10 protein-coding genes are annotated in these 10,866 nt (G+C 48.8%); 6 read left to right on the top strand and 4 right to left on the bottom strand.

Annotation, left to right across the window (positions count from 1 at the left end):
• The first annotated feature begins 119 nt into the window (after positions 1-119).
• The 3 genes from DU481_RS14950 (at position 120) to DU481_RS14960 (ending at position 3,261) form a co-directional block, all read left to right on the top strand.
• Positions 120-1,292: a hypothetical protein gene (locus tag DU481_RS14950; RefSeq protein ID WP_350135812.1), complete on the top strand. Its 1,173-nt coding sequence runs from the start codon at positions 120-122 to the stop codon at positions 1,290-1,292.
• A gap of 290 nt (positions 1,293-1,582) precedes the next feature.
• Positions 1,583-3,031, top strand: a complete 1,449-nt coding sequence (locus DU481_RS14955; RefSeq protein WP_350135814.1) for a hypothetical protein — start codon at positions 1,583-1,585, stop codon at positions 3,029-3,031.
• Positions 3,028-3,261 carry a hypothetical protein gene (locus DU481_RS14960; RefSeq protein WP_350135816.1) on the top strand — a complete coding sequence of 78 codons (234 nt, stop codon included), beginning with the start codon at positions 3,028-3,030 and terminating at the stop codon, positions 3,259-3,261. Before DU481_RS14955 ends, DU481_RS14960 begins: the two co-directional genes overlap by 4 nt.
• Positions 3,262-3,295: 34 nt before the next feature.
• Here DU481_RS14960 and DU481_RS14965 read toward each other — a convergent pair whose 3' ends face one another.
• Entirely contained in the window at positions 3,296-4,195 is a 900-nt protein-coding gene (locus tag DU481_RS14965) for a LysR family transcriptional regulator (RefSeq protein WP_350135818.1), read from the bottom strand.
• Positions 4,196-4,296: 101 nt separating this feature from the next.
• On the opposite strand from DU481_RS14965, the gene metE reads away from it, so the two are divergent.
• The 3 genes from metE to DU481_RS14980 all read left to right on the top strand — a co-directional run bounded on the left by metE (position 4,297) and on the right by DU481_RS14980 (position 7,920).
• Positions 4,297-6,594, top strand: coding sequence for a 5-methyltetrahydropteroyltriglutamate--homocysteine S-methyltransferase (gene metE, locus DU481_RS14970; protein WP_350135819.1), 2,298 nt, complete (start codon positions 4,297-4,299; stop codon positions 6,592-6,594).
• Positions 6,595-6,665: 71 nt separating this feature from the next.
• Positions 6,666-7,409, top strand: coding sequence for a 4-aminobenzoate synthase (locus DU481_RS14975; protein WP_107803381.1), 744 nt, complete (start codon positions 6,666-6,668; stop codon positions 7,407-7,409).
• Between the two features lie 148 nt (positions 7,410-7,557).
• On the top strand, positions 7,558-7,920 hold the full coding sequence (locus tag DU481_RS14980; protein ID WP_350135821.1) for a putative quinol monooxygenase: 363 nt from the start codon (positions 7,558-7,560) through the stop codon (positions 7,918-7,920).
• A gap of 12 nt (positions 7,921-7,932) precedes the next feature.
• Here DU481_RS14980 and gshB read toward each other — a convergent pair whose 3' ends face one another.
• The 3 genes from gshB to DU481_RS14995 form a co-directional block, all read right to left on the bottom strand.
• Positions 7,933-8,892, bottom strand: coding sequence for a glutathione synthase (gene gshB, locus DU481_RS14985; RefSeq protein WP_350135823.1), 960 nt, complete (start codon positions 8,890-8,892; stop codon positions 7,933-7,935).
• Positions 8,893-8,900: 8 nt separating this feature from the next.
• The gene (gshA, locus tag DU481_RS14990; RefSeq protein WP_350135825.1) at positions 8,901-10,196 is read right to left on the bottom strand and encodes a glutamate--cysteine ligase; all 1,296 of its coding nucleotides are present in this window, start codon (positions 10,194-10,196) and stop codon (positions 8,901-8,903) included.
• A 245-nt stretch (positions 10,197-10,441) separates the two neighbouring features.
• Positions 10,442-10,866, bottom strand: a 425-nt coding sequence (locus tag DU481_RS14995; RefSeq protein WP_350135827.1) for a transposase, incomplete at its 5' end; no start/stop codon positions are given.

Genomic DNA, 10,866 nt, shown 5'->3' on the forward strand with positions numbered 1-10,866 from the left:
ATAAGTTGCCTGAACTTTGCTTCTCTGATTCGAGAACGAAAATAGTATCTGTTTTTGGCATTCATCTCAGAAAGTTAGCACACTTTAGTAAGTGCTTAACTTCCTAAGACCCTAATTATTTGTCGAATGATTCTCTTCTTGCTAGAGAGCTATACACTTTTGTTCAAAATCAAATATCAACTGAGAATGCCGGTTTGTATGGTTCGGCTTTAATCGGTATGGCACAAGCAAGTTACCACTGTGACGCCATTGAGCTTGCTTTACGTGATACTGCATCTGAATGTACTGATCTACTGGCTGCTGCTTTGTGGACATTGGGATGCTTGAAAGATTATTGGGAAAGAGAATCGGAATTAAAAACTCGGGTGCAGCAAGTTTTAAAGGTCATGGGGCAGCATTCAGATTTCAACGTGAGCTTCCAGGCCTGGCGGGCTCTCGCTAACGCCGCTGTTTCACAACCCGAATTAGTCATCGAGCTTTTGAAGCATGCCCGGGCAAACAACCAAAGCGCATTGAATGTATTGAGCGATTTTGCTTCTATGAATTTCAAAGTGGCGAAAGATCATCCAAGTTTTGCAGAAATTTTAGATGCCTTGACCGGCGCGGATGCGGATCGAACAAATGATTTTGATCATGTTCTGTCGCAATTGATTGAAACCAATACTCACGATGAGCTGGTATATAACAGCTTGACTACTTGGGTGGTTAAACACTACAACAATAGGAATTTGGATGAAAAATTGGGTTCATGTTTTGCCCATAGCATAAGGGAATTAGTCGGCAAGCCCTTGTTGCATGAGTTGATTACCCGCTGGTTGATTTCTGATGAGCGAATTTTGGGTGCTGCCTTTTGTGACCTAATTGGTCATTTGTGGGTTCATGAAGCGAGGCAGCCTGTTTTTGCTAAGAATATTCTCGATACTTTGACTGCTGATGATTTTAAATATCTCGCGCGGCGTTTGTTGGGTTGGGTGTCTCATGAGGAAGCATTGCTTTCGTTAATATTTTCATTACTGAATGCCCTAGATGCTCAACAAAGAACCTTTAATCTTGTCTATACATTATTGGTTGAAGAAGTGGGGCGAAATTATCCTCAATCCACGTTGGAAGCTATTCAGGAAAAATTGAATGACGCTTCTCCCGAGGAAAAACAATTATTAAAAAAGGTGCAGACAGATCTGCTTGCTTACAGTGAAGCAATTCAGCAATTGCCTGTCCGACACGAATTTCGTCCACCAATTCCTACATGCATAAGACATGCTATCGCATTGAGGAAAGCTAGAAAACAATAAGAGGCAATTGATAAAGCAAATGAGAAATCAATATTGCGGCAACTTTGTACAACAATTTCGTTAAAAGCTGGTACAGGTTGTTTTTCAATTTTTCAAGGAAAAATCAGTGATATCAATCGCCTTGGTTCGTATTCTTGTTCTATCTCATTGCCAGCACAATACGTTGTTGATCCCCTCAATAATCAAATTAAAAATCTGGGCTTTAGATCTGCTAAACGAGGAGATCAATGAAGCTAGTTATTGCTGAGTATTTGCGCTCACTCAAAGAACGTGATGAATTGGATTGATTGTTGCCTGATCTATTGGTGAAGATGGGATATGTACCTGTCGCCCGTCCACAAATAGGCAATCGACAATACGGTGTCGATGTTGCAGTCAGGGGTAGAAATTCTGAATCTGGTTTAGATGAATTGATGCTTGTTGTAGTCAAGCAAGGAGATATCGGCCGTACCGAATGGGATGGTGGCAATCAATCTGTGCGGCAAAGTATCAACGAGATTTTTGATGTTTATTTAAAGTCTCACCTCGAACCGCAAGATCATGACCGCAGCATTCGCATTGTAGTTGCAACTAACGGAGAGAGGAAGCAAACCGTGCAAGCCAGTTGGAGCGGATTTGTCAGCGATAACCAGGATAGAGCATGTATCGAATTTTGGGGAGCGGATACTATTGCTGCGCTGATCGAGACGCATCTCCTGGATGAGCATATTTTTCTTGACGAAGATCGTCGCGATTTGCGACGGGCACTGGCATTATCCGGTGATAGCGAGTATGACCGGCAAGATTTGCATCGTTTGTTTATGCGTGTCTTGGACTTGAATGAAAAAGGGCAATTGACCGGTAAACCTAAGACGGGCAAAGCTTTGTTGAAAGCTTTGCGAATCGTTAATCTATCAGCTCAAATGTTTGCTTATTGGACACTGCGCGATGATGGCGACACCCGCCAAGGTCTCTTTGCGGTGGAACGTGCTATGTTGTGGTCGTGGCATCGTATTCAACTTGAGGGTGAAAAGAGCAAGCAAGAGGAGTATGTGAGAACTTTCAGTATGATGTGGTGGAGTTACTATCGTTTTACAACTCAATATTTCGCAAGAATTCAACCTTATTGTTTCGTGGAAAATAGTGTAACTCGCTATGCTTCAAATGGTGTGGAATCTTCGTTGATCGCATTTGAGCAGATTGGCATTCTGGCAAGCATTGCACTATTTCAAATGTTTTCTGCAATCTCTGGAGGAAGCGAAAAAACGGATAAAGAAAATACTTTCTGGGAAGAAAATGCCAATGCAGTGATAAATGCTTTGGAATCATGGCTACAAAATAACGGAGTTAGCAATTCTCCCTGCCTTGATCGGCATAGTCAAGACATCAATCTGGCATTGATAGCACTGTTTGGATTAAATCGAACAGAAACAGCTAAGGAATGGTTGAAGAAGCTGTTTCGCAATGTAGATTACGCCTTGAAAGCAAAGAAATTTGTACCTATCGCTACAGATTCCTTGGATGATTTGGTGGAAGAGGGCGGTTGGCTTGGGGGACAAGCAACTGAGCGCATGACGGAAACATCCTGGATGTTGGCAACTTTAGCTGGTTGGAGCGTTATTTTGGGTATGGACGAAATGTATGAAGTGTTAGCTCAGAATGTCCGCGATCAGTATCCAGGGGTATGTATACTTGGCATCCCGAGAAAGATTTATATCAACATCTTTACTTCCAGTCTGCACATTCTGAATCCGGTGTGACCGAAGCACCAATTCAATTGCCAGCTACTGCAGGCGAATATCGGGAACAAATGCAAATGATTTGTGAATTGGAGTTTGGAAAGGTGCTTCTTGAGTCTCCAGCAGCACAATCTGGCTTAATAGCTCTTGATTTTATTGCTTACCGACACTTCTCAACTCCAGTGCCACCTGTATTTTGGTATTCGCTGATGGATGGCACTGCTGGTGATAAACAAGTCAGGTTTTCTTGATGAAATTTTCTTAACCGAGATCTTTTTTCAAAGTTTAAATGGGCGAGCTTCTGGCTGTTTGCTGGCCTACCGCAATAAACTCCCGTATATACGGAATCGCTTTATCCACTTCTCGCATCGCCAAATACAATTTCTGAAACAGTCCTTGATCGCCGATTTGAATTTTTTTGAGGTTCAAATCCTTGTTCTTGATGTCGGCGAGCCATTCCGGCAGGACGCACACGCCGCGGTTGAGAGCGGTCATTTGCAGCATGATTTCCAGGGATTCAATTTGTTTCAATTTTTCTGGTTCGAGGTGTGCGGGTGTCAGGAAATGCGTCAAGATATCCAAGCGTTCCAGCGGTACCGGGAAGGTTAACAAGGTTTCCTTGCACAAAAGCTCCGGCGTTATGAATGGGGTATCTGCCAGCGGATGGTCAGCGGATACCAGCAGCACCAGTTGATATTCCGCCAGAATTTCATAATCGATTTTTTCTTTTTTGACCCAATCGGGCGTGATCAAAACATCGATATGTTGGTTGAGCAGACCTTCCAATCCCGAGAATTGAAATTTCTGCACGATGTCGACGTCGATGCCGGGCATTTGCTGCATGTACTGGCCGATCATGCCGGTGAGCCATTCAAAGCAGGGGTAGCATTCCACGCCGATACGCAAGATGCCTTGGCGGCCTTCGCCGTAAGCTGTCAGCGTTTTCTCTGCCTGCGCCAGAACCGGCAGTACTTGCTGGGCGGTTTCCAATAGCAACAGGCCGGCCTGCGTCAGGCGCAGGCTGCGGCCTTCGCGTTCCCACAACTTGACTCCGAGTTTCTTTTCCAGATAACCAATTTGGTGTGATAGCGCGGGTTGACTGAGGCAGAGCGCATTGGCGGCTTTGGTCAGCGTGCCGTTGGTGTGCAGCGCTTGAATGATTTTCAGGTGGCTGTGTTCGATCATTTATAAAGTAACCTAATTGGAATGTGAAAATTGATCATTATTATTCATTACTCAACCTTCATACAATAGCGCCACTTTGATTAATCTTGGAGTGGTGATTTATGGTAACGACACACAATCTTGGATTTCCGCGCATCGGCAGAAACCGTGAGCTGAAATTTGCTTTGGAGAAATACTGGAAAGGCGATATCGCCGAACAAGCCTTGCTGGAAATCGCAACGCATCTTCAAACGCAGCATTGGCAGGATCAATCCAGGCTTGATTGGATTCCGGCGGGTGATTTTTCATTGTACGACCATGTGTTGGATACGAGTTTCCTGCTGGGAAATATTCCCGCGCGTGTCAGCGCATTACCGGGTGGGGCGCTGGACAATTATTTTCGCGTGGCGCGCGGCCGTTCGGTCAGCGATGATAATGATTGCGCTTGCGTGAATGCCGGTGAAATGACCAAGTGGTTCGATACTAACTACCATTACATCGTGCCGGAATTTGATGCAAACACAGGTTTTTCATTGCATGCCAGCCGTTTGCTTGAGCAGATCCGGCAAGCGCAACAGATTCACTCGCGAGTCAAGCCCGTCATTTTGGGGCCGGTCACTTATTTGTGGCTGGGAAAAGCCAAGGATGGTGGCGATAAGCTGGATTTGCTGGACGATTTGTTAGATGTTTACGCGCAATTGCTGCATGAACTTAAAGACGCCGGTGTTCAATGGGTGCAAGTCGACGAACCGGTGCTGGTCATGGAGCTTGACCAAGCATGGAAGCACGCGCTGCGCAAAACGTATTATCAATTGCAGGCTGCACCGGTCAAGTTGCTGTTAACCACTTACTTCGGGCAACTGCAAGACAATCTGCAATTGGCGTGCGAATTGCCGGTCGCCGGATTGCATCTGGATGCGGTCTCAGCGCACGATGAAATCGCCAAAGTGATCGATTGGCTGCCGGTGCATAAAATCCTCTCCTTAGGCGTCGTCAACGGGCGCAATGTTTGGAAAACCGATTTAACCGCCACGCTGGATTGGCTCGAGCCGGTGCACGCGCGCTTGCAAGACCGGTTGTGGCTCGCGCCGTCTTGCTCGCTGCTGCATGCGCCGGTTGATCTGGAGAGCGAACAGAAACTCGACCGGGATATCCGCTCGTGGCTGGCTTTTGCGGTGCAGAAATTGGATGAAGTCGGCCTATTGGCAAAGGCTTTGAATCATGGCCGGGGCAGTGTTGCGGATATTCTGCGGGAAAATAACGCGGCGATAACCAGCCGCAAACAGTCCAAGCGCGTGCATAAAGCGGCGGTTAAAGCGCGTGTGCTGGAAATTAATGATGTGATGGGTACCCGGCAATCGCCGTATCGTCAACGCGCGATCGTGCAACAAAAACGATTTCAGTTGCCGCCTTTTCCGACCACGACCATTGGGTCTTTTCCGCAAACGCAGCAGATCAGACAAACGCGCCGCGATTATCGCGAGGGCAGATTGCCAGAATCGGCCTATCGTCAGGCAATGCAGCAGGAAATTGGCTATTGCGTGCGCGAGCAGGAAACGCTGGGATTAGACGTGCTGGTGCACGGCGAGCCCGAGCGTAACGACATGGTGGAATATTTCGGCGAACAGTTGGAGGGCTACGCCTTTACCCAGTTTGGCTGGGTGCAGTCGTACGGGTCGCGGTGTGTCAAACCGCCGGTGATTTATGGCGATGTTGCGCATGTCAAAGCAATTACCACGGAATGGATTCAATACGCGCAATCGCTGACCGGTAAGCCGATGAAAGGTATGTTGACAGGACCGGTGACGATGCTGAATTGGTCCTTCGTGCGAGACGATCAACCGCGGCCGGAAACCTGCCTGCAACTGGCGCTGGCGATACGCGACGAAGTACTGGCGCTGGAACAAGCCGGTATCCGTATGATTCAGATCGACGAAGCGGCGTTGCGGGAAGGGTTGCCGCTGAGAAAATCGCAATGGAATAGTTATCTCGACTGGGCGATTCGCGCTTTTCGCATTACCGCCAACGGCGTAAAAGACGAAACGCAAATTCATACGCATATGTGCTATTCGGAATTCAACGACATCATGGAAGCCATCGCGCGCATGGACGCCGATGTGATTACGATTGAAACATCGCGCTCGGATATGGAACTGCTCGATGCTTTCGATCGGTTTCAGTATCCGAACGAAATCGGCCCGGGCGTGTATGATATTCATTCGCCCAATATACCTTCCGTCGATTCGATCATCGGCTTGATGGAAAAAGCAGCGCAACGCATACCCGCCCAGCGCCTGTGGGTGAATCCAGATTGCGGGTTAAAAACGCGCAACTGGGAAGAAGTGAAACCGGCATTACGCAATATGATTGCTGCCAGCCGGTATTTGGCCAGCCATCTGAACCCGGCTCAAGCCAGCTAAATTTGACTTGCCGGTGTTATTTAGCGATGATATGCGGCATCTTTATCCATCACGGTTTAAAAGGAGTGATCATGACCACCAATACCATTCTGAAACAAAAAATCAGTGCCATTATCAGCGAGAAACATCTGCTGAAACATCCATTTTATATCGCTTGGACAGAAGGCAAACTGACCAAGGAACAGTTGCGCCATTATGCCGAACAATATTTTTATAATGTTCTGGCCGAGCCAACCTATTTAAGCGCGGTGCACTTCAACACCCCGCACATCCATTCCGAAAGCAACAGCGGCGACATCAGCGTACGTCAGGAAGTGCTGCGCAACCTGATCGACGAAGAACACGGCGAGAAAAATCATCCCGCGTTATGGAAAAATTTTGCTTTTGCGTTGGGCGCGAACGATAAGATCCTGGCGAATGCAACCGCATTACCAACCACCGAGAATCTGGTCGACACCTTCCGCGACATTTGCTTGAATCGCCCATTCTATGCGGGATTGGCAGCGCTGCACGCATTCGAATCGCAAGTGCCTGACATCGCCGCCGTGAAAATCGACGGTCTGGCTAAATTCTATGGCATGAAAAACCCTGAAGACTATGAATTCTTCTCGGTACACCAAAAAGCCGATATTTATCATTCTCAAGCCGAATGGGCCATTATTGAGCGCTTCGCCGACACGCCGGAAAAACAAGCCGAAGTGCTGGCCGCAACCAAGGAAGCGTGCGATGCGCTATGGGGCTTCCTGGATGGTATCCACGAAACCTATTGCAGCAATCTGATTTGCGAAGAAAAACAAGCTGCAACGGTTCACTAAGTTTGTAATAACAAGCTTCCAGCTTACGATCAGCCCGGAACGGATCACAATGCAAGTTGTGTCTGTTCCGGGCTTGTTAATGGTGAATCCGGTTTTTTCGTGATTCCAATCATCATAAAACCTCCTCTGTTTCAAATCACCTAAATCCATGTCTACACACGATCGATGTTGTTCGATAGCACCCTATTTCAAGATTGCCGAGGGTCAAATCGACCAGTTCAAACAGCTTTGTGAGCAGTTTGTTGCCAGATCCAGTGTTGAGCCGAAATGCCTTTATTACGGTTTCAGCTTCAATGGCAGCGAAGCGTATTGCCGTGAAGGATATGAAGATGCCGAAGGGTTGCTGGCACATTTGAACAATGTGGGTGATCTGCTGCAACGAGCGCTCGAGATGGCTGAGATCGTCCGTTTGGAAATCCACGGACCCGAGGAAGAGTTGCAGAAACTGTATCAGCCACTGGCCCAATACAATCCGCAGTATTTTGTGTTGCAGTGCGGTTTTCGGCGGTAATTTACTGTTTGATTAATGTTTCTTCTGGATGCTCGCTTCAATTGCATCCAGCATCATTCCCGCTACGTTAAATCCCGTTTGCTGGGTAATTTCCTGCATCCCCGTCGGGCTGGTTACATTGACTTCGGTCAGGTAATCGCCGATCACATCCAATCCCACCAGTATTAAACCGCGATTAGCCAATTCAGGTCCGAGCGATTCTGCAATAGCCTGGTCGCGTGTGGATAACGGTTGCGCTTTTCCGGTACCACCGGCGGCCAGATTGCCGCGCGATTCTCCCGGTTTTGGGATGCGCGCCAGCGCATAGGGTACAGGCTTGCCGCCGATGAGCAGAATGCGCTTGTCTCCTTGCGCAATCTCGGGAATGAATCGTTGCGCCATGATGGTTCGCGTTCCATAGTGCGTTAACGTTTCAAGAATCACGCTGATATTGTGATCCGCGCTGTGCACGCGGAATACGCTGGCGCCGCCCATGCCGTCGAGCGGTTTCAGGATGATGTCCTGGTGCTGTGCGAGAAATTCCCGGATTAAATGCGCTTGACTGGTTACCAGCGTGGGGGCGATCCATTGCGGAAATTGTGCGATGGCCAGTTTCTCGTTGTGATCGCGGATGGCGCGCGGACTATTGATGACGAACGCGCCTTGCGTTTGCGCCAATTCCAGCAGATACGTGCTGTAAACATATTCCAGATCGAAAGGCGGGTCCTTGCGCATCAGTACGGCGTCGAATTGATTGAGCGGCGTAGGCGCGTTGTCGCTCGTGTTGTACCAATGACCGTCCCGTCCGGGCGTATCCGTGGAGGTCAGGGAACGGCAGAAACCGGTGACGGTGTTGCCGGTCAATACGATATCGTGCTGGTAGAGTACGTAAATCTGATGATTCCGGGCAATGGCCTCGCGCATCATCGCAAAACTGGAATCTTTAGCGGTTTTAATTGAATCCAGCTGGTCGATGACAAAGGCAAGTTTCATGATGGCATCTAGGCAGACCGTGGCGCTTGCGCATGCGGATCGGTTTGTTCCAATTCCAATGCGGCCGCTAGCAGCGCGAGCCGTGCAACGACACCATAGGCATAAAAACGGTTCGGGATGACATTCGGTTGCGTGGCGCTGGCTTCCAGACAGGTGGTTTCAAACGCCAGCGGGACGAAATGCATGCCCGGTGCATTCAGGTTTTCGTCGATGCCGCGTCCGGTATGGACACGGTAAAAACCGCCGACGACGTAGCGGTCGATCATGTACACGACCGGTTCGGCTACCGCTTGGTTGATTGTTTCAAAGGTGTAGACGCCTTCCTGCACCAGCACGTGGGAAACTTGCAAGCCTTCTTTTACCACGGCCATCTTGTTACGTTGCTTGCGGTTGAGGCTATGGATTTCCTCGCCGCTCTTGACCGTCATGATGCCCATGCCATACGTGCCGGAATCGGCCTTCACGATGACGAAAGGATCTTCTTTCACGCCATAATGTTGATATTTTTTCCTGATTACCGAGAGAATCCGGTCAATCGCGGCTGCAACGCATTCCACGCCTTGTTTTTCCAGGAAATTGATCTCGCCGCACGAAGTAAAACGCGGATTGATCAACCACGGATCGATACCGATCAAATCGGCGAATTCCTGTGCCACGCGGTCATATGCGGCGAAGTGCTCCGATTTGCGCCGTGTCGCCCAGCCGGCATGCAAGGGTGGAATGACCGTTTGCTGCAAGTTCTGCAAAATATCCGGAACACCGTTAGATAAATCGTTATTCAGAAGCACCGCACAGGGATCGAAATTATGGACGCCGAGTTTGTTGTTTTTACGGATAATGGGTTCCAGCGTGATGAACTGCCCATCCGGCAAATCAATCCGGGTGGCTTCGGTCACTTCGGGCAGCAAGGTGCCCAAGCGCACATTCAAACCGGCGCGCTGAATGATGTTCTGCAAGGTTGCGATATTCTGCAAGTAGAAGGTATTGCGCGTGTGGTTTTCCGGAATCAGCAGCACGCTATGCGTATCCGGGCATATTTTTTCAATCGCGCTCATCATCGCCTGCACACATAGCGGGATGAATTCCGGATTCAGGTTATTAAAACCGCCGGGAAACAAGTTGGTATCTACGGGCGCCAATTTGAAACCGCTATTGCGCAAGTCGACCGAGCAATAAAAAGGGACGGCATGTTCGCGCCACTTGTTCCTGAGCCAATGCTCAATGGTAGGCATGGCATTGATAATACGGCTTTCAAGATCAAGGATAGGGCCGCGCAGAGCAGTAGAGAGATGAGGTACTGGCATTTCCGTATGAAGTATTAAATCGGAGCGATTATAGCATTATGTCTTGCGCCGATTGTGAAGCGCACTATGCTCAAGTATCTTAGGGAAGCGCTGAACAATTAGTGATTTTCAGATTTTCCGGTAATCCTGCCAGTTTTTTGAACACGAATTCCCGGCAATTCATTTTTCAGTGGTGTTTTGTAGCCGGATTTCCCCTGTTTGGGCGTCATCATCCGCCGCCGGGGTATGATGGACGGACTTTTCCCTCAAGCGGTCATCAACTGCCTGCGCAGCAGGTATAGGTTGGCCAGGTCCATCAACATGTTCACCTGAACGGCATTCTTCATCAGCTCACGGTAGCGGGCCCGAGTGAATCCAAACTGCCGATTGATCACTCGGAATACATGTTCTACCCGCGCCCGGATCGAGGAGTGCTTCCGGTTACGCTTCTTCTGACTCTCCGAGAGATTCTGTCCGGGCTTGCGTTTGTCTTGTACGCACCAGCGTATTCCCAATTGCCGCGATCCCCGTTTGTATTCGTCGCTGGCGTAGCCCGCATCGCCAAAAATAATCTCGTCTTCCGCCCGCAGCAGCTTAGGGAGAATGTTGATGTCAGCTTCATGGGCTGCGGTAATCTCAACCGTGTGCACCGCCCCGCAATCCACATCGGCCCCAACATGCACCTTCATGC

Origin of the sequence: Nitrosomonas sp., from assembly GCF_040240425.1 — a bacterium.
Classification (GTDB): Bacteria; Pseudomonadota; Gammaproteobacteria; order Burkholderiales; family Nitrosomonadaceae; genus Nitrosomonas.